This window comes from Anaerobacillus sp., from assembly GCF_046314235.1.
Lineage (GTDB): Bacteria > Bacillota > Bacilli > Bacillales > Anaerobacillaceae > Anaerobacillus.
In genome coordinates this window covers 188665-207999 of the sequence record NZ_JBKBWN010000006.1, presented here as the reverse complement: position 1 = coordinate 207999, position 19335 = coordinate 188665, and the positions used below count along the sequence as shown (strand labels likewise).

19 protein-coding genes are annotated in these 19335 nt (G+C 36.9%); 18 read left to right on the top strand and 1 reads right to left on the bottom strand.

Going from position 1 to position 19335, the window contains the following annotated elements; all coding sequences use genetic code 11:
- The first annotated feature begins 32 nt into the window (after positions 1 to 32).
- From grpE to mtaB, 6 genes are all read left to right on the top strand, one after another.
- Complete coding sequence (grpE, locus tag ACK4M9_RS10870; RefSeq protein ID WP_409850273.1) at positions 33 to 602, top strand: nucleotide exchange factor GrpE; 570 nt, start codon at positions 33 to 35, stop codon at positions 600 to 602.
- A gap of 36 nt (positions 603 to 638) precedes the next feature.
- A complete protein-coding gene (dnaK, locus tag ACK4M9_RS10865; RefSeq protein WP_409850271.1) occupies positions 639 to 2477 on the top strand; it encodes a molecular chaperone DnaK in 1839 nt (612 codons plus the stop codon).
- A 229-nt stretch (positions 2478 to 2706) separates the two neighbouring features.
- Complete coding sequence (gene dnaJ, locus ACK4M9_RS10860) at positions 2707 to 3828, top strand: molecular chaperone DnaJ (protein ID WP_409850269.1); 1122 nt, start codon at positions 2707 to 2709, stop codon at positions 3826 to 3828.
- A 45-nt stretch (positions 3829 to 3873) separates the two neighbouring features.
- On the top strand, positions 3874 to 4815 hold the full coding sequence (gene prmA / locus ACK4M9_RS10855; protein WP_409850267.1) for a 50S ribosomal protein L11 methyltransferase: 942 nt from the start codon (positions 3874 to 3876) through the stop codon (positions 4813 to 4815).
- A gap of 140 nt (positions 4816 to 4955) precedes the next feature.
- Positions 4956 to 5708 carry a 16S rRNA (uracil(1498)-N(3))-methyltransferase gene (locus tag ACK4M9_RS10850; protein WP_409850265.1) on the top strand — a complete coding sequence of 251 codons (753 nt, stop codon included), beginning with the start codon at positions 4956 to 4958 and terminating at the stop codon, positions 5706 to 5708.
- Between the two features lie 5 nt (positions 5709 to 5713).
- On the top strand, positions 5714 to 7057 hold the full coding sequence (gene mtaB / locus ACK4M9_RS10845) for a tRNA (N(6)-L-threonylcarbamoyladenosine(37)-C(2))-methylthiotransferase MtaB (RefSeq protein ID WP_409850396.1): 1344 nt from the start codon (positions 5714 to 5716) through the stop codon (positions 7055 to 7057).
- 94 nt (positions 7058 to 7151) lie between these two features.
- Here the strand turns inward: mtaB and ACK4M9_RS10840 are convergent, their stop codons facing one another.
- Positions 7152 to 8081 carry a Na/Pi symporter gene (locus ACK4M9_RS10840; RefSeq protein WP_409850263.1) on the bottom strand — a complete coding sequence of 310 codons (930 nt, stop codon included), beginning with the start codon at positions 8079 to 8081 and terminating at the stop codon, positions 7152 to 7154.
- A 427-nt stretch (positions 8082 to 8508) separates the two neighbouring features.
- Here ACK4M9_RS10840 and rpsU point away from each other — a divergent pair, with 427 nt between their 5' ends.
- The 12 genes from rpsU to ACK4M9_RS10780 all read left to right on the top strand — a co-directional run bounded on the left by rpsU (position 8509) and on the right by ACK4M9_RS10780 (position 19333).
- On the top strand, positions 8509 to 8682 hold the full coding sequence (gene rpsU, locus ACK4M9_RS10835) for a 30S ribosomal protein S21 (RefSeq protein ID WP_071317389.1): 174 nt from the start codon (positions 8509 to 8511) through the stop codon (positions 8680 to 8682).
- A gap of 18 nt (positions 8683 to 8700) precedes the next feature.
- On the top strand, positions 8701 to 9144 hold the full coding sequence (locus ACK4M9_RS10830) for a GatB/YqeY domain-containing protein (protein WP_409850261.1): 444 nt from the start codon (positions 8701 to 8703) through the stop codon (positions 9142 to 9144).
- 234 nt (positions 9145 to 9378) lie between these two features.
- Entirely contained in the window at positions 9379 to 10722 is a 1344-nt protein-coding gene (locus ACK4M9_RS10825) for an NfeD family protein (RefSeq protein WP_409850259.1), read from the top strand.
- Between the two features lie 100 nt (positions 10723 to 10822).
- On the top strand, positions 10823 to 11803 hold the full coding sequence (floA, locus tag ACK4M9_RS10820; protein ID WP_409850257.1) for a flotillin-like protein FloA: 981 nt from the start codon (positions 10823 to 10825) through the stop codon (positions 11801 to 11803).
- Between the two features lie 211 nt (positions 11804 to 12014).
- Positions 12015 to 12545: a hypothetical protein gene (locus ACK4M9_RS10815; RefSeq protein WP_409850255.1), complete on the top strand. Its 531-nt coding sequence runs from the start codon at positions 12015 to 12017 to the stop codon at positions 12543 to 12545.
- Between the two features lie 210 nt (positions 12546 to 12755).
- Positions 12756 to 13055 carry a sporulation protein YqfC gene (yqfC, locus tag ACK4M9_RS10810; protein WP_409850253.1) on the top strand — a complete coding sequence of 100 codons (300 nt, stop codon included), beginning with the start codon at positions 12756 to 12758 and terminating at the stop codon, positions 13053 to 13055.
- Between the two features lie 17 nt (positions 13056 to 13072).
- On the top strand, positions 13073 to 14260 hold the full coding sequence (gene yqfD / locus ACK4M9_RS10805) for a sporulation protein YqfD (RefSeq protein WP_409850251.1): 1188 nt from the start codon (positions 13073 to 13075) through the stop codon (positions 14258 to 14260).
- Positions 14261 to 14265: 5 nt separating this feature from the next.
- Positions 14266 to 15231: a PhoH family protein gene (locus tag ACK4M9_RS10800; RefSeq protein WP_409850250.1), complete on the top strand. Its 966-nt coding sequence runs from the start codon at positions 14266 to 14268 to the stop codon at positions 15229 to 15231.
- 220 nt (positions 15232 to 15451) lie between these two features.
- Positions 15452 to 17680: an HD family phosphohydrolase gene (locus ACK4M9_RS10795; RefSeq protein WP_409850248.1), complete on the top strand. Its 2229-nt coding sequence runs from the start codon at positions 15452 to 15454 to the stop codon at positions 17678 to 17680.
- The gene (gene ybeY, locus ACK4M9_RS10790; protein WP_409850246.1) at positions 17670 to 18131 is read left to right on the top strand and encodes an rRNA maturation RNase YbeY; all 462 of its coding nucleotides are present in this window, start codon (positions 17670 to 17672) and stop codon (positions 18129 to 18131) included. Before ACK4M9_RS10795 ends, ybeY begins: the two co-directional genes overlap by 11 nt.
- Positions 18115 to 18513: a diacylglycerol kinase family protein gene (locus ACK4M9_RS10785; protein WP_409850244.1), complete on the top strand. Its 399-nt coding sequence runs from the start codon at positions 18115 to 18117 to the stop codon at positions 18511 to 18513. Before ybeY ends, ACK4M9_RS10785 begins: the two co-directional genes overlap by 17 nt.
- Positions 18514 to 18592: 79 nt before the next feature.
- On the top strand, positions 18593 to 19333 hold the full coding sequence (locus tag ACK4M9_RS10780) for a DUF502 domain-containing protein (RefSeq protein WP_409850242.1): 741 nt from the start codon (positions 18593 to 18595) through the stop codon (positions 19331 to 19333).
- Positions 19334 to 19335 lie beyond the last annotated feature (2 nt).

Here is a 19335-nt window from a genome sequence, read left to right as displayed (position 1 = left end):
ATAGTAGTTAATTTGTTAGGGAGGTGAATTAGTTGGATCATGCAAAACAACAAACAAAAGAAGAAGAAACAGTAGTTCAAGAAGAAGTAGAACATGTTGAAAGCAAAGAGCAACTAGATGAGGAAGAAGTAGAGGTACTCTTAACAGAAGAAGAAAAACAAATTCAAGCTCTTCAGAATGAAGTTGCCGAGTTAAATAGCAGGTTACTTCGTACACAGGCTGATTATGATAATTTTCGTCGCAGAACTAGGCAAGAAATGGAAGCGGCAGCTAAATATAGAGCGCAAAGTCTTATTGAGGGTTTAATACCTGCAATTGATAACTTTGATCGTGCTTTAGGAATTAAGGTTGAGAATGATGATGCACGCAGTTTATTACAAGGAATGGAAATGGTATATCGCCAATTAACTGAGGCATTAAAAAACGAAGGTTTAGAAGTTATCAATGCAGTAGGTCAAAGCTTTGACCCTCACTATCATCAAGCAGTAATGCAAGTCGAAAGTGATGAATATGAAGCAAACCAAGTTGTAGAAGAACTTCAAAAAGGATACCAGCTGAAGGACCGTGTCATTCGACCTTCAATGGTTAAAGTTAGTCAATAATTATTGTAATTACATATTTTTTAGGAGGAATAGAAAATGAGTAAAGTTATTGGTATAGATTTAGGTACAACAAACTCTTGTGTTGCTGTTATGGAAGGTGGAGAAGCAACAGTAATTCCTAATCCAGAAGGAAATAGAACAACTCCATCTGTTGTTGCTTTTAAAAATGGTGAGCGTCTAGTTGGTGAGGTTGCCAAGCGTCAAGCAATCACAAACCCAAATACTATTCAATCTATTAAACGACATATTGGAACTGATTATAAAGTGGAAGTAGAAGGTAAGCAATATACACCACAAGAAATTTCAGCAATTATCCTACAAAAGTTAAAAGAAGATGCAGAAGCTTATTTAGGAGAGAAAGTAACAAAGGCAGTAATTACAGTGCCAGCTTACTTTAACGATTCACAACGTCAAGCTACGAAAGATGCTGGTAAGATTGCTGGATTAGAAGTTGAGCGTATCGTTAACGAGCCAACTGCTGCAGCCTTAGCATATGGTCTTGAAAAGCAAGAAGATCAAACGATCCTTGTTTATGATTTAGGTGGTGGTACATTTGACGTATCAATCCTTGAATTAGGAGAAGGGTTCTTCGAAGTAAAGGCAACATCTGGTGACAATAAACTTGGTGGAGATGATTTTGACCAAGTCATTATTGATTATTTAGTAGCAGAATTTAAAAAGGAAAATTCAATTGACCTTTCAAAAGATAAAATGGCACTACAGCGTTTAAAAGATGCTGCAGAAAAAGCGAAGAAAGATTTATCTGGAGTAACTTCTACACAGATTTCTTTACCGTTTATTACTGCTGATGCTAGCGGTCCAAAACATTTAGAAGTAACTATGTCGCGTGCGAAATTTGAAGAGATTTCTAGCCCTCTTGTGGAGCGTACAATGGGACCTACTCGCCAAGCGCTACAAGATGCCGGCATGACACCAAGTGACATTGATAAAGTAGTCCTTGTAGGTGGATCAACTCGTATTCCAGCTGTTCAAGAAGCGATTAAGAAGTTAACTGGAAAAGATCCTCATAAAGGAGTTAACCCGGATGAGGTAGTTGCCCTAGGTGCAGCAGTTCAAGCTGGAGTATTAACTGGTGAAGTTAAGGACGTTGTACTACTAGATGTTACTCCACTATCACTTGGAATTGAAACAATGGGTGGCGTGTTTACGAAGTTAATCGACCGTAATACTACAATACCAACAAGTAAGTCACAAGTATTCTCAACAGCTAGTGACAACCAACCGTCTGTAGATATTCATGTACTTCAAGGTGAGCGCCAAATGGCAGCTGATAACAAAACGTTAGGAAGATTCCAATTATCAGATATTCCACCGGCACCGCGTGGAATTCCACAAATTGAAGTTACATTTGACATTGATGCAAACGGAATTGTAAATGTAAAAGCAAAAGATCTTGGTACAAATAAAGAACAATCAATTACAATTACGTCTTCTTCAGGTTTAACTGACGATGAAATTGAAAAAATGGTAAAAGATGCTGAAGCAAACGCTGAAGCAGATAAGGCGCGTCGTGAAGAGGTAGATCTTCGTAACGAAGCTGATCATTTAGTATTTACAACTGAAAAAACGTTAAAAGATCTTGAAGGAAAAGTTGACGAAGCTGAAGTAGCCAAGGCTAATGAGGCAAAAGAAAAGGTGAAAACTGCTTTAACGGGTACAGATATTGAAGCAATTAAAACAGCAAAAGATGAGCTACAAGAATTAGTTCAAGCGTTATCTGTAAAGCTTTATGAACAAGCAGCTCAAGCAGCACAGGCAGCTCAAGGTGCAGAAGGTACCCAAGGCGAGCAAGCTAACGGTGACGACAATGTAGTTGATGCTGAATATGAAGAAGTGAAAGAAGAAAAGAAATAAGGCAATTGCCTATTAGGAAAAGTCAAAGTCACGCTATATAGGCTTTGACTTTTTTCCACATTAAGAGAATAACATGTTAAATGATTTGACAATCATTACCTTGGTATCGTTAGAATACGATGTAACTGTTTTTTTACTAAAAAATAAGGACACCAATCCCAATTCACTTCACATTTTTTAGGGATAGTGTTAAGATATTCGTTATGTAATAAATTCGGGAGTGGGTTCAATGAGTAAACGAGATTTTTATGATGTGTTAGGTGTAGACAAAAACGCATCTGTAGATGAAGTAAAAAAAGCCTATCGAAAATTAGCTCGCAAATACCATCCAGATGTAAATAAAGAAGCGGATGCTGAAACAAAATTTAAAGAAGTAAAAGAAGCCTATGACACGTTAGGTGATCCGCAAAAGAAAGCTCATTACGATCAGTTTGGTCATACCGATCCTAATCAAGGTTTCGGTGGCGGTGGTGACTTTGGTGGATTTGGTGATATTTTCGATATGTTCTTTGGTGGCGGTGGTGGTTCAAGGAGAAATCCTAATGCACCAAGACAAGGGGCAGACTTACAGTATACGATGACACTAGAGTTTAAAGAAGCTGTCTTTGGAAAAGAAACAGACATCGAAATCCCTCGGGAAGAAACGTGTGAAACGTGTTATGGTAGTGGTGCAAAACCTGGAACGAAGCCAGAAACTTGTTCGCACTGTAACGGCTCAGGGCAATTAAATGTTGAGCAAAACACACCTTTTGGTCGTGTAGTAAATAGACGAGTTTGTAATCATTGTGATGGCACAGGGAAATTTATTAAAGACAAATGTAAAACGTGTGGTGGCAAAGGGAAAGTCCGTAAACGTAAAAAAATTCACGTTAAAATCCCAGCTGGAATTGATAGTGGACAGCAAATTCGCTTATCTGGACAAGGTGAAGCAGGCGTAAATGGTGGACCACCAGGCGATCTGTATGTTGTCTTTAATGTGAAACCACATGAATTTTTTGAACGTGATGGTGATGATATCTATTGCGAAATGCCGATTACCTTTGTTCAGGCAACGTTAGGTGATGAAATAGAAGTTCCAACCCTTCAAGGGAAAATTAAATTAAAGGTACCTGCTGGAACACAAACTGGAACAAATTTTAGACTAAGAGGTAAAGGTGCTCCAAATGTAAGAGGGTATGGTCAAGGGGATCAACATATAAAGGTTCGTGTGATTACGCCTAAAAACCTTACTGACAGACAAAAAGAATTATTAAAGGAATTCGGAGATTTAGCAGGAAATCAAGCGCAAGATGAACAAAGTGAAAACTTCTTCTCGAAGGTGAAGCGAGCATTTAAGAGCTTTAATGACTAAATAATTTTTTTGTAATGGATATTTTAAAAGGTGGAGTGGTAATCGATGAAATGGTCAGAATTTAGTATTCATACAACGCAAGAGGCGGTTGAACCTGTTTGTAACATCTTGCATGAAGCAGGGGCAAGTGGGGTAGTTATTGAAGATCCCCAAGACCTTGTGAAGGATCGGGAAGATCATTTCGGAGAAATTTACCACCTCTCTCCTAATGATTATCCCGAAGAAGGTGTAATTATTAAAGCATACCTTCAAGTGAATAGCTTTTTAGGGGAAACTGTTGAAGGCATCAAAGATGCCATCAACGGTTTGCTCATTTATGGAATTGATATTGGTCATAACACCGTTAAAATTAGTGAAGTTAATGAAGAAGAATGGGCAACGGCTTGGAAAAAGTACTATAAGCCAGTTAAAGTATCTCAATATATTACAATTACCCCAACTTGGGAAGAATATCTTCCTAAGAGTGATGATGAATGTATTATTGAACTTGATCCTGGGATGGCATTTGGGACGGGGACCCATCCAACAACAGTACTCTGTATTCAAGCGATCGAAAAGAGGATAAAAGCCAAAGATCACGTAATTGATGTAGGCACTGGAACTGGTGTATTAAGTATTGCAGCAGCAAAGCTAGGTGCAGAGAAAGTATTAGCACTTGATTTAGATGCGGTCGCAGTTCAAAGTGCGACTATAAATGTGAAGCTGAATAAAGTTCAGGAAGTTGTTACAGTAAAGCAAAATAATTTGTTAGAGCAAATTACTGGAGAAGTAGATCTTGTTGTTGCTAATATACTAGCAGAAGTAATTGTAAGGTTTGTTGATCAGGCAAGAAACGCATTAAAAAATGGTGGGACATTTATAACTTCTGGAATTATTAGAGCTAAGAAGGAAGAAGTTCGGAGCTCTTTACTGGATCATGGATTTATCATTGAAGAAACACTTGAAATGGAAGATTGGGTAGCCTTTATTGCCCGTAATAATAAATAGCTATTATAGAATGCTAGAGGTATAAAGAGCATCTGCGGCAACGTAGCATTTGTCTAACCCAATGTGTGAATGCTCAAACTAGCTCATGACGGCAAAAATTATTGATATAATAAAAAATTTTACTTTTGGTGGTGGCATTTGTGCAAAGGTACTTCGTAGCTAACAATCAGCTAACTGAACTCAATTTTTCGATTACTGGCGAAGACGTAAAACATATTAGTAAAGTAATGAGAATGTCGCAAGGCGACCAACTTATTTGTATCAATGAGGACGGAATGATTGCCAAATGCGAAATTGTTCATATAGCAAATGATGAAGTTAGCGGGAAGGTTATTACATTATTGTCAGAGTATACGGAACTACCGGTAAAAGTTACAGTTGCGCAAGGCCTTCCAAAAGGTGATAAACTAGAGTTAATTGTCCAAAAAGGAACAGAGCTTGGAGCATATGCATTTATTCCTTTTCAGGCAACTCGTTCGATCGTAAAATGGGACGATAAAAAAGCGGAAAAGAAAATTGAGCGCCTCGCTAAAATTGCGAAAGAGGCTGCGGAACAATCGTACCGCAATATGATCCCTAAAGTATCAAATAGCTTATCTTTCAAGCATTTAGTGAAAGAAAGTGAGAACTATGATATTAAAATTGTTGCCTTTGAAGAACAAGCAAAGCTTGGTGAGATGAAACTGCTAGCTAAGACTCTGGGAGAGGCGAAGATTGGGGAGTCTATCTTAGTAGTAGTTGGCCCTGAAGGTGGCTTAACGCAAGAAGAAGTATTCGCCTTAGAGCAGGAAGGCTTTATTTCCTGTGCCTTTGGACCAAGAATTTTACGAACTGAGACTGCGCCTTTATATTTTTTAGGGGCAGTATCATATCATTTTGAGATGTTGAGGTGATGAGTATGCCGTCGGTTGCATTTCATACATTAGGATGTAAAGTTAACCACTATGAAACAGAAGCAATTTGGCAATTATTCCAACAAAACGGCTATGAAAAGAAAGAATTTGAAACGATAGCCGATGTTTATGTAATTAATACATGTACTGTAACAAATACAGGTGACAAGAAAAGTAGACAAATAATCCGCAGGGCGATTAGACGTAACCCTGATGCAGTAATTTGTGTTACGGGCTGTTATGCACAAACGTCTCCTGCTGAAATATTGGATATTCCAGGTGTTGATATCGTTGTAGGTACTCAAGATCGTACCAAAATGCTTGAATACATCGAACAATATAATGTTGAGCGAAAACCTATTAATGCTGTCGGAAATATCATGAAGACTCGAATTTATGAAGAACTAGATGTACCCACTTTTACAGATCGGACTCGTGCTTCGCTAAAAATTCAAGAAGGCTGCAACAACTTCTGTACTTTCTGTATTATTCCTTGGGCAAGGGGCCTCATGCGCTCTCGCGACCCTGTAGAAGTTATTAAACAAGCAAATCAACTTGTAGCAGCTGGCTATAAAGAAATCGTCCTTACAGGAATTCATACTGGTGGGTATGGTGAGGACATGAAAAATTATAGCTTTGCAAGTCTGTTAAGAGAATTAGAAAACGTACCAGGGCTGAAACGAATTCGGATTTCCTCGATTGAAGCTAGTCAAATATCAGATGAAGTTATTGAAGTAATAAACGACTCCGAAAAAATTGTTCGTCACTTGCATATTCCGCTGCAATCAGGGTCTGATACGGTTTTAAAGAGAATGCGTCGTAAATATACGATGGTCTACTTTGCTGAGCGACTAGAACGCTTAAAAGAAGCATTACCAGGACTAGCTGTAACAAGTGATGTTATTGTTGGCTTCCCAGGGGAGACAGACGAAGAATACCAAGAAACGTTCGACTTCATTGCTAAACATAAATTTTCAGAATTACATGTGTTCCCATATTCGAAGCGTACTGGTACACCTGCTGCTAGAATGGAAGATCAAGTCGATGAAGAGGTAAAAACGTTAAGAGTTCATAAGCTGATTGAACTTTCAAATCAACTTGCAAAAGAATATGCCTCGCAATTTGAAGGAGAAGTTCTAGATGTAATTCCTGAGGATCGTGATGACCAGGGAAATGGCTTTTTTATTGGTTACACAGATAACTATCTAAAGGTTAAATTTTTCGCTACTGAGGATATGATTGGTAAGTTAGTAAAAGTGAAAATTGCTCAAGCTGGCTATCCTGTCAATGTAGGCGAATTCGTTCGTGTTATTGAAGATGAAATACATGAAAAAGTAGTAAATAATTAATTCTAACTCCTAGCAGGAATTCTTGCTAGGAGTTTTTTTTGATAATCATCTTATCGCTATGGTGTTTGGTGATCCTTGGATAACTCGTCATAAATTAAGCCGGTCTTCCATGTAAACTAGTTATAAACTTTGAAAATATTGCTACAAATGGTAGGACTGCAAGTGAAGAGATTATGTTAAATATGGTCCCAGCATGCGCTAATTGTAAATTTGGAAGGGTTGTTAGGCTAGCGGAAACGGATCCTAACCAACCGATAAATGGGAAAAATACTAATACTCCAATTATGTTAAGCCAAATGTGAGCAAAAGCAACAAGTTTAGCTGGTCTACTAGCGCCAACACTTGCTAAGAATGCAGTTAAACAAGTTCCAATGTTTGCACCTAAGATAATCCCAATTCCAGCTGGTAAAGCTAAAACTTGATCATTCATAAACCCCATTGCAATTGCTGTTGTCGCAGTACTAGATTGGATTAGAGCAGAGAGTGCAGCACCTACTCCTATGGCAATTAAATTATGTTCATTTGTTAGCTGTAAAAAGTTATATGCACTTGGTATTGAAGCAATTGGATAAGCTAGCTTTTCTAAACCTTGCATAGCAACAAAAATACAACCAAGACCAAAGGAAGCGCACCCTAGACAATAGGCAATATGTTTTCTAGAGTTTAATAATATGACGCCGAGTATTAATAACGGAAACACGGCAGAAGTAATATTAAAGGCGATAATCTCAGTTGTGAAACAAGTACCAATATTTGTTCCGAGAATAACACCAATCGATTGTTTAAAGGTTAAATAACCAGCAGCAACTAAACCTACTGTCATAACCATGACGGCAGAACTACTTTGTAATATGGCTGTTACTAGTGTTCCGACTAACATCCCCTTAAAAGGGGAACTGGTCATCTTCATAAGAGTCATTTTTAAACGATCTTCCGATAAATTTACTAAACCGGTTCTCATTACAGTCATACCAAAGAGAAAAATTGTAATATAAACAGCAAATAACGAAAATAACTCTCCCATGTTGAAATTCACCTCACTATCATTTGTATGGACGAGAGAGTACAAGCATGACTAAATTAACAAACATTCTTAAATATTTTTTTCTGAAAGTAAATGAATTTCAAAATTCATTATTTTCGCTATTAAGTTCTAAATGTAATTGCGTAGAAACCATTCGTATTTAGATTGATATAGCTACTTAAGGTGATTATGAAATTCACTCAAGTAAAACCATTTTAATTTAGGGAATAATCACTCGTTTTTTCACGAATTATGGAAATACAATAAAAAAAGTTGACCTTAAAAAGTCGTTATATTATAATCTTTAAAGACATGTTTTTTTACTATCGTTAAATAGCGATTATTTTTACTAGTATATAGCTCTAAATACAGAGTTGCTAAGCAAAACATGTTTTCATTGGTTGTTTCGGAGGGAGGGAAATTAAAGATGGCAGAGACTCGTGTTCGCAAAAATGAATCGATTGACGCTGCTCTTCGTCGCTTCAAAAAGTCAATATCTAGAGAAGGTACTTTGGCTGAAGTGAAAAAGCGTAAGCACTATGAAAAGCCTAGTGTAAAACGCAAGAAAAAGTCAGAGGCAGCAAGGAAGCGTAAGTTCTAATAAGAGAGGGTGTTGGATTTGAATCTTCTTGATCGTTTAACTGTTGATATGAAGGAAGCGATGAAGAATAAGGAAAAGCAAAGGCTCTCTGTTATTCGTATGGTTAAATCAGCTTTACAAAACGAAGCGATTAAACTTAAGAAAGAACTTACAGAAGACGAAGCACTCACTGTTCTTAATCGCGAGCTTAAACAACGCAAAGATTCCCTCCATGAGTTTGAAAAGGCTGATCGTGAAGATTTAGCTGAAAAAGTACGAGATGAAGTCGTTATTTTAAAAGCTTACATGCCAGAACAATTAACTGAAGAAGAGCTTGCAGAAATTGTGAAACAGACAATTCAAGAAGTTGGAGCTTCCTCTAAGGCTGATTTGGGTAAGGTAATGGGCGCAATTCAACCAAAAGTTAAAGGTAAAGCTGATGGTTCAATTGTTAATCGACTAGTACAACAATTTTTAACATAAATAAAACAACGTCTTGTCTTATGCAAGGCGTTTTTTATGTTTTTTTGCGAATGCTAAAAAGATAATCTTGAGTATCGCTTTGGATATCTTTACTTTGATTGACTTTACTTTTCATATAAAGTAAGCAACTTTTAAATTTTTTTATTTATTTTTAAAAATGTGGGAACTTTCCTATACTATTAACGTATATGAACTGTAGTGTATTTTCATTTAAAAGTTTCCTTAGAAAGGAGGATGGAAGTGTCTAAATCAATTATAAGAAAATTTATTTTTCTTTCACTTATTTTTTGTGGGGTCGTAGTTTGGATGTCACAACCACCAGTGCACAGCCAATCGACCAATGAAGTCGTTTACTTTATTCCAGTTGAACAAGCGGTCGAGCGTGGCCTAGAAGCCTTTTTAAGGCGTGCGCTTAATACTGCAGTAGAAGAAGGGGCAACTCATATTGTCCTTGAAATAGATACACCTGGGGGATTAGTAGACGCAGCTACAGAAATTGCCTACTTAATTCGAAACACCGAAGTTCCGATTACCGCATTTGTCACTGGTAAAGCTTGGTCAGCTGGAGCTTACATAGCTCTAAATGCTGATCAAATTGTCATGGCGCCTGGAACGACTATGGGTTCCGCTGCAGTTATTGATGGTGCTGGCAATGCTGCCGAGGACAAGATGCAGTCAGCATGGCTTGCGACACTCGAAGAGGCTGCAAAGCTTAATGATCGAGATCCAATTTATGCGAGAGCAATGGCAGATACTAGTGTTAATCTCCCAGGATTAGGAGCTGGAGAGGGCAAACTATTAACTTTAACTTCAAGTGATGCGATTAAAGTAGGGTATGCTGAAGCTATTGCAGCGGACCGTGATCAATTGTTAACATTTTTGGGAGCTGAAAATGCCGTAATAAAAGATTTAGAAGTGAGCTTTGCTGAAAAAATTGCTCGGTTTGTAACACATCCTGTAATCATTCCGATCTTACTTTCGATCGGGAGCTTAGGTTTAGTTTTAGAATTGTATTCGCCGGGGTTTGGTATACCAGGAATTATGGGGCTTTCAGCATTGTTTTTATTCTTTTTCGGTCATTTAGTGGCCGGATTTGCAGGATTCGAAGTGTTGATTTTATTTGTTGCGGGTATTGTTTTGATCATTGTCGAAATCTTTTTCCCGGGCTTTGGTATATTTGGTATCCTAGGAATTGTCGCAATTATTGGTAGCATGGTTCTAGCTTCGTATTCAACTGTCAATATTTTGCTGTCGATTTTAATAGCTGTTGTCGTTACAGTTGTCGTTTCTGTATTCTTCTTTAAGTATTTTGGCTATAGAGGCCCATTAAAGAAAATGATACTTACGTATGCAACAACGTCAGAGCAAGGATATGTATCTAATCCGACAAGGCAAGAACTTGTAGGTAAGGTAGGCTACGCTTCAACAGTGTTAAGACCTTCAGGGACAGTCATCTTTGATGATGAACGACTAGAAGTTATCTCAGAAGGTGGATTTATCTCACAAGGGAAAAAAGTTAAAATTGTTGCAACTCAAGGGTCTAGAATTGTAGTTCGTGAAGTTGAAGATCAGTCATAGTTTTTATTTAACTTATGGATAACATTTGCAATGTTCCAATGTTTATGGGTATCTTTAGTAGTGTAGATAAATTTTTAATATATTAAGGAGGAAATAAAAAATGCCACAAGAAATCTTTTTACTCATTATTGTAGGTTTATTTATTATTGGTTTTGCGGTGCTATTTACGTTTGTACCAGTGATGCTTTGGATTTCTGCATTAGCTGCAGGAGTTCGTGTTGGAATTTTCACATTAGTAGGGATGAGACTTCGTCGTGTAATTCCTGCTCGTGTTGTAAATCCATTAATTAAAGCTGTTAAGGCAGGTCTAGAACTTAACATTAACCAGCTTGAAGGCCATTACTTAGCTGGGGGTAATGTTGACCGTGTCGTTAATGCATTAATTGCAGCGCAACGCGCAAACATTGATTTAAGCTTTGAGCGTGCGGCTGCGATTGACCTTGCTGGTCGTGACGTATTAGAAGCTGTGCAGATGAGTGTTAACCCAAAAGTCATCGAAACACCGTTTATTGCTGGTGTAGCGATGGATGGTATTGAAGTAAAAGCAAAGGCTCGTATTACTGTCCGTGCTAACATTGACCGCTTAGTTGGGGGTGCTGGTGAAGATACAGTAATTGCCCGTGTAGGTGAGGGGATTGTTTCGACAATCGGTTCAGCGAATAGCCATAAAAAAGTATTAGAAAATCCAGATTTAATTTCGCAAACAGTTCTAGCGAAAGGCTTAGATGCTGGTACTGCATTTGAAATCCTATCGATTGATATTGCCGATATTGATATCGGTAAAAATATTGGTGCCGAGCTTCAAACTGACCAAGCAGAAGCTGATAAGAAGATTGCTCAAGCGAAAGCGGAAGAGCGCCGTGCGATGGCTGTAGCAACAGAACAAGAGATGAAGGCAAGAGTAGAAGAAATGAGAGCGAAGGTTGTTGAAAGTGAAGCGGAAGTACCACTTGCGATGGCTGAAGCTCTACGTTCAGGGAAACTTGGTGTAATGGATTACATGAACATCCAAAATATTATGGCTGATACTGATATGAGAGATTCTATTAGTAAAGCTACTGATGATGATAAGAAGAAATAATGTGTAACAGTAAGCCTTGAAAATTCTTAGCGACCGTCAATTATTAGGACCTTGCAAGTTTTTCAAATAAAGGAAGAAAGTATATACTTTTTGACTTTTAAAGTTGGCTAGCATCGCGCCCAGTCCTTCGAACCAAAGTTATTTGTCAAACATTTATTAGTTCGTTTAAGCAGGGCGCTCATGCTTATCAACATTAGAAAGGAGGAGGAAAATGGAACAACTCCTTGAATTTTTATTTAGCAATCCTTTTTTTCTTATAATAATCATTGGGGCTATTGCGAGCTACTTAAAGAGAGGAAAAGAGCAGGAAACACAGGAAACGCGAAAGACATCTCGACCTCCGCTTAAAGAAGAGCAGCAACGCAATGAAGTAGATTGGCGAGAAATCTTTCGCCAAGAAGACGAAACTACCCCCACGCCAGTAAGGGATAGGGAGCGGTATAGTACTACAGCTACGAAGCAGCAAACAATCTCGATAGAAGCTAATCGAAGTAACGAGCTATTAGAGCATTATGAAAAAGCGAAACGTAAGAAAGAAGTTAAGAAAAGAAATGAGCTTGTTACAAAAAACTCTCCTATTTATAAAGATGATCTAACAGTAACTAATAAAATCAACTTAAACTTCGCCAATGTTACAAGCGAAGAGGCTGTAAAAGGGGTCATCTGGTCAGAGGTATTAGGGAAGCCAAGATCAAAAGGATCTTATCGCCCATCATTAAATACAAGAAGAAAACAAGGTTAAGCTGATGCTTAACCTTGTTTTTTTGCATTTGTGGATCATAAAAACTACGTTGGCTAATTTATTTTCTGGAAATATTTGTTCATAATTTCTCATGCTGCAAAAAGAATGTTGGAAACTTGTGGAGGAAAGTATTAGTTTGAGAATTGAAAAAAGAGTGATACCGATACACTTTGAAACATAAAAATGATATGAAAGGGGGTTCGTTTCATTATGAGGAAGATAAACAAGATGGTCAGAAAATGGATGACAGATAAAATGGAACTTCCTGCAGATGTTTTGATGGATCTTCCAAGAATTACAATGATCGGTCAACTTCACATTTACATAGAAAATCATCGTGGTGTCCTAAAGTTTTCTAATCAAGAATTGCGTTTGCTTTTGGAACAAGGGCAGCTATTGATTAGGGGTAATCACTTTATTATTAAAACGATACTACCAGAAGAACTTCTCTTAGAAGGTGTTATTGATCAAGTCGTTTACATAAATGAAAGTCCGCAGAAAAAAAGGTAATTAGGAGTGGAGAGCGAATGAAGAATACATGGACAAACAGATTTTCAGGCTTTACCAGAATAAAAATTGTTGGAAAATATACAGAATTATTTTTAAACAGGTGCATACGCGAAAATATCTCGATTTGGCATATCCGCAGAGTTGGAGAGGAGACGATTATTTGTTATATTTCCTTAACAGATGTAAAGCGAATACGTCCGGTTGTAAGAGAGACGAAGGTTAAAATTTATTTTATTGAAAGAAAAGGACTACCTTTTTTTATTCAGAAGATGATTTCCCGAGTTGGTTTTGTTGGTGGATTAGTAAGCTTTATTTTTATTTTATTTATTTTATCAAACATGGTTTGGAACATTTCTATAGAAGGAGCATCACCAAAAGTAGAGCATCAATTATCTCAAGCAGTTAAGGAATTAGGAATTAAGAAAGGGAAGTTTCATTTTTTGCTGCCTAGTGTTGAAGAGATTCAAATGAAAGTAACATCTGAAATTGAAGAAGCGACATGGATTGGTGTAACTCTAAATGGGACGACCTACCATTTTAATGTCGTTGAACAAACATTTCCAAAAAAGCAAGAGCCGGTTCCACCGAGGCATTTAGTTGCTAAGAAAAAAGCAATTATCTATGATATATTCGTGGAACAGGGGCAAGGGAAAGTTGCACCAAACGATTTTGTTGAGAAAGGTGCAATGTTAATTAGTGGTTTCATTGGGAAGGAAGGCAGGATGGAGATATCACCCGCAAAAGGGAAAATATTTGGCGAAGTTTGGTACAAGTCTAACGTATCAGTTCCGTTAGTCAGTGAATTAGCGACACTGACAGGTGAGAAAAAAGCAAATTATTCAATATCTGTCATTAATGTAGCGATCCCAATTTGGGGTTTTGGAAAACCTGACTTTACAGAATATGAAGTAAATGAATACAGTAGTAGCTTGAAATTTTTAAAATGGGAAATCCCAATTAAATATAACCGCAAATTTTTCTTCGAAAAGGAAACACTAATACAAGAATATACTAAAGAAGAGGCTATTGCTGTAGCAACGCTAATGGCCAGAGAAGAATTATTGAAGAAATTAGATGAGGGTTCAGTGATAAAAGGGGAAAAAGTTTTGCATGAAGCAATTGAGAATGATAAAGTTAAACTAATGATACACTACCAAGTAATAGAAGATATAGCGATATCACAACCAATCATTCAAGGGGATTGAGAATATTGTCAGAAAAGCTTATTGATCTAAAACTAGAGAATGCAAATGAAGCTCAAAATTTGTTTGGACCAAATGATGTCCATTTAAAAAGAATGGAAGAAAAGCTTAATGTCTCAATTGTAACTAGAGGTGAAAAAATCTTAGTTACTGGTGAAGAACCGCAAATATTAATCGTTGTTGATGTAATTGACGCTTTGCTTGTCTTAATACGCAAAGGAACTCAGATATCTGAACGAGACATAATTTATGCTGTTCAGTTAGCCGAGCGAGGGATGCTTGAAGAACTGCTTGAGCTTTATCAAGAGAAAATCGCCATGAATGTAAAAGGGAAACCGATTTTAGTAAAAACGTTGGGGCAGCGTCATTATGTTTCCTCGATTAGAAAACGAGATATTGTTTTTGGGATTGGTCCCGCCGGTACTGGTAAAACATATTTAGCAGTCGTCATGGCTGTAACAGCTTTAAAAGATGGTCATGTAAAACGGATCGTCCTAACGAGACCTGCAGTTGAGGCAGGTGAAAGCTTAGGTTTTTTACCAGGAGACTTAAAAGAAAAGGTAGACCCGTACTTAAGACCGTTATATGATGCAATGCACGATGTACTAGGTGTTGAACAAACGCTTAGGCTGATGGAGCGTGGAACAATTGAGGTCGCACCTTTAGCGTACATGAGGGGAAGAACGTTAGATGACTCATTCGTTATCTTAGATGAAGCACAAAATACGACATCAGAACAAATTAAAATGTTCTTGACTCGACTAGGGTTCGGTTCCAAAATGGTAATAACTGGGGATCTTACCCAAATCGACTTGCCAAAAGGAAAAAAATCCGGACTAAGAACAGCACTTGAAGTGTTAGAAAGCGTTCATGGAATCGATTTTATCCACCTTCAGGCTGCAGATGTCGTTCGTCATACGTTAGTACAAAAGGTCATTAATGCTTATGAAAAGACAGAACATGAAGGCTCATAAAATTCAAATTAATTGTTTTCCTTACAAAATGTTACAAAAAACAGTAATGATCTTGTAACCTTCTCACAAATTTAATATTGTATAATAAAATTGAGAATTAACATATTGTTGTTAATTCTCGATTTTGTAATTATGGACCTAATTAAAACATTATCTAGTTCTGGTTTATTATGTTAGCATTTAAATAGGGCGCCGACGATACTTTAGAAGAGGTGAGGATATGGGGAAAAGGGCACCAATTGATCAACAAAAATGGTGGAAAAGCTTAAAAGACCATCGTTACATAAGAATAATATTATATGTTATTTTAGGTATCATGATGTACTTATCGATGTTAAGTAACGTTATTCCTAACACACTTAACGTTTCATTAGGATCTGTTGCTGAACAAGATATTCGTGCGCCGATTACAATCGAAAATAAACCTGCTACTGAGGAAAAGAAAAGACAGGCGGCAGAAGCTGTCGGTCCACAGTATACGAATAAAAAGGATTTCGAGGAAAAACAAGCTAAAAAGATAGACGATATTTTTAATTTAATTAATATGATCAATGATGAAGCAGACCAAAAATATAATGCAGCTATCAACGAAATTAAAGAACAGTCTTTTGAGACAGAGGAAGAACTCCAGCTGAAATTAAGTGAGGTACAAGCTGTCCCACTCCAAGATAAGCTAGAGCAATTACGATCAATTATCTCAAATCAAACGAGTGATGACTTGTCAGATGAGACTTTAAATACATTTTTAGAAGTTGATAAGTCTGAATTAAAAATTGCCAAAGAAATAACGTTGGATGCAATTCGAACAGTCATGAGAGGCGAAATACGCCTTAATGATGTAGGTGAGGCAAAAGATCTCGTTGAGAAAAGTATTTCAAAATCTTCGGTTAGTGATCACAGATTATATCAAGCAATGATTGAAATTGCTCGTTTTGCTATTACAGCGAATTATATTAATGATAATGAGGCGACTGAACTCGCAAAACAAGCGGCTAGAGACGCGGTCGAACCGATAATGATACGTGAAGGGCAGCTGATCGTTGAGGAAGGAGAACTAATTACCTCAGCAGTTTACGGTCAAATTTATCTTTTGGGGCTTCATGAAGACCATGTGAACATTTTACCTTTTATTGGCTTAGCTATTCTAGTAATTATACTAGTTTCGATGCTAGCATATTATTTCAGTGATGCTAAAACATCGCTTCAAAACAATAATAGTCATCTGTTAATGTATGTGCTTATTTTCCTTGTAACAGTACTTATTATGAAGATTACGAGTTATACTCACAATTTGAACTTACAAGGTATAACGCTTATTGCTCCTGTAGCAGTTGGATCAATGTTAATGACAATGCTTATCCACCAACGGGTAGCACTATTTACAAGTATGATTTTTTCGATTATTGCTAGTATTATCTTTAACGCAGAATCGGCTGGTGTTTTAAATTTCACTTTAGGAATTTATGTGTTTTTCAGTTCAGTTTCGGGAGTTTTCTTCTTAAGTAAATCAAATCGTGTCTCAAGGATATTACAAGCTGGTATTTTCGTATCCGCAATTAATATTAGTACAATTGTGGCATTACTAATGTTAAAGAATGCCCAATTTGGTTGGATCGAGATCGGAACTAATATTGGCTTTGCACTTCTTTCGGGCTTCTTGGCAGCAGTATTAACAATAGGTTTATTGCCGTTTTTTGAAGCTGGATTTGGTATTTTATCATCAATGAAGCTAATCGAATTATCTAATCCGAATCACCCGTTATTACGTAAAATATTAGTTGAAACACCCGGGACATATCATCATAGTGTCGTTGTAGCAAATTTAGCAGAATCGGCATGTGAAGCAATAGGTGCAAATGGGTTACTAGCTAGAGTGGGATCTTATTATCATGATTTAGGGAAAACAAAGCGCCCGCACTTTTTTATAGAAAACCAAATGAGGATGGAAAATCCGCATGATAAGCTATCACCACAACTTAGCAAAACAATTATAATCTCACATCCATATGACGGTGCTGAAATGCTTAGGAATTATAAAATGCCAAAGGAAATTATTGATATTGCCGAGCAGCATCATGGGACAAGTCTTTTAAAGTATTTTTATCATAAAGCAAATCAAGATGCTGAAAAACAAATCTCTGAAAAAGAATTCCGTTATCCAGGTCCTAAAGCACAATCAATAGAGTCTGCAGTTGTTGGGATTTCTGATTGTGTTGAGGCTGCAGTCCGATCAATGGCTAAGCCTACTCCGGAAAAAATTGAAATGTTAGTGAAAAAAATAATTACAGATCGTCTTGAAGATGGTCAGTTTGATGAGTGTGATTTAACATTAAAGCAATTAAATACGGTTGCTACGTCTATTTGTGAAACATTAAAAGGTACGTTTCATTCAAGGATTGAGTACCCAGAAGATGTGAAAGAGAAGGGAGAAAAAGCTAGTGAGCATTAATATTGAGCTTCATGATGAGACAAATGAACTTTCAGAGGAGCAAGTAAAGCTAGTAGAAACGATTATTACCTTTGCTGCAGCCGAGGAAAATGTTCCAAAAGGTACAGAGGTTTCAATTACCTTTGTAGACGATGAGGCAATTCGACAGATTAATAAGGAGTACCGTAATAAAGATTCTGTAACAGATGTTATCTCATTTGCTTTAAATGACGATGAAAGTGATTTGTTTGACAAAAACATTCCTAATCTGCTAGGGGACATCATCGTATCTTACCCACGAGCCGTTTTCCAAGCAAAAGAGTATGGGCACACAATAAATCGCGAACTTGGCTTTTTAGTAGTCCATGGCTTTTTACACCTATTGGGTTATGATCATATGAATGATCAAGAAGAAAAAGTGATGTTTAAACGTCAAGAGGAATTATTTGAGGCTTATGGACTTCAAAAATAGTTATGATCGCTATTGGAAGAGATTTACTTGTAGTTTTATTTATGCGTGGTCTGGACTAAAACATGCGATACGTAACGAACAAAATATGAAAATACATCTCTTTATTGCTATAATGATGATTAGTTTAGCTTATGTACTTGAAATACATCGAGTAGAAAAAATAATTTTATTATTAGTAATTGGAATTGTCATTTCCTTAGAGGTGTTAAATACTGCAATTGAGCGGGTAGTAGACCTTGTCACCAAAGAATATCACCCAATGGCTAAAGTAGCTAAAGACGTCTCTGCTGGTGCAGTTTTCATATTTAGTATTTTTGCAGTTTTAATTGGGATTTTAATCTTTTATCAACCAATCTTAGAGATTGTGAAAACAATACTGTAATTTTTAGGTAAAAACTATATCTATTTTGGCTTTTCTAATAGGAATTCGTTATACTAACGAATGAGAGGGGTGACTTCTCATGTGGAGAACGTTTCAAAAAAATATTATCGTTGGTTTTATTACACTATTACCGGCTATAGTAACTATCTATGTCATTCAATTACTATTTTCTATTATTGATCGCTTTTTAGGGCAATTTTTATCAGACATCTTAAAAGCAGTTAGGATCATAACCATTGATAAAGATACAATTTATTTTTTAGGAGTATACACCCCGTTTTCCGAACGTATTGTTGGGATTGGTTTTGTTCTAACAATCTTGATTATCGCCGTCATTGGTTCGCTGCGAAGAAAAGAGAAAAAGCAGTATATGTTTGACCGTGTTGATCACTTCTTTCGTAAAATACCGTTGGCCAACTATATTTATTCTTCGGTAGAACAAATGATCAATGCTTTTACACAAGAACGTTCATCATTTAAGAAAGTAGTAATGATTGAATATCCGCGTAAAGGTGTTTATACACTTGGGTTTTTAACTGGAGAATCAAAAGGGGAGGTTCATAGGCGAACGAATAAAAAGTGTATTAATATATTTCTACCAACAACTCCTAATCCTACCTCAGGTTGGTTGGCTTTAGTTCCAGAGGAAGACGTAACTATATTAGATATGTCAGTTGAACAGGGACTGAAATTTATTATATCCGGTGGTGTTGTTGTGCCACCAGATCGTGCTTCGCTGTTACTTGATGACAAGCAGCTTGAAGAACAACTTTTTGGGAACGAACTGGTAGTGAAGGTTAACAGCAGAAAGGAAGAGTAACA

Coding starts and splice junctions, on each gene's coding strand:
- dnaK (WP_409850271.1), top strand. CDS start 639: ATGAGTAAAGTTATTGGTATAGATTTAGGTACAACAAACTCTTGTGTT.
- prmA (WP_409850267.1), top strand. CDS start 3,874: ATGAAATGGTCAGAATTTAGTATTCATACAACGCAAGAGGCGGTTGAA.
- rpsU (WP_071317389.1), top strand. CDS start 8,509: ATGGCAGAGACTCGTGTTCGCAAAAATGAATCGATTGACGCTGCTCTT.
- floA (WP_409850257.1), top strand. CDS start 10,823: ATGCCACAAGAAATCTTTTTACTCATTATTGTAGGTTTATTTATTATT.
- ACK4M9_RS10795 (WP_409850248.1), top strand. CDS start 15,452: ATGGGGAAAAGGGCACCAATTGATCAACAAAAATGGTGGAAAAGCTTA.
- yqfC (WP_409850253.1), top strand. CDS start 12,756: ATGAGGAAGATAAACAAGATGGTCAGAAAATGGATGACAGATAAAATG.
- ACK4M9_RS10815 (WP_409850255.1), top strand. CDS start 12,015: ATGGAACAACTCCTTGAATTTTTATTTAGCAATCCTTTTTTTCTTATA.
- ACK4M9_RS10840 (WP_409850263.1), bottom strand. CDS start 8,081: ATGGGAGAGTTATTTTCGTTATTTGCTGTTTATATTACAATTTTTCTC.
- ACK4M9_RS10825 (WP_409850259.1), top strand. CDS start 9,379: ATGGAAGTGTCTAAATCAATTATAAGAAAATTTATTTTTCTTTCACTT.
- dnaJ (WP_409850269.1), top strand. CDS start 2,707: ATGAGTAAACGAGATTTTTATGATGTGTTAGGTGTAGACAAAAACGCA.
- ACK4M9_RS10785 (WP_409850244.1), top strand. CDS start 18,115: ATGGACTTCAAAAATAGTTATGATCGCTATTGGAAGAGATTTACTTGT.
- yqfD (WP_409850251.1), top strand. CDS start 13,073: ATGAAGAATACATGGACAAACAGATTTTCAGGCTTTACCAGAATAAAA.
- mtaB (WP_409850396.1), top strand. CDS start 5,714: ATGCCGTCGGTTGCATTTCATACATTAGGATGTAAAGTTAACCACTAT.
- ACK4M9_RS10780 (WP_409850242.1), top strand. CDS start 18,593: ATGTGGAGAACGTTTCAAAAAAATATTATCGTTGGTTTTATTACACTA.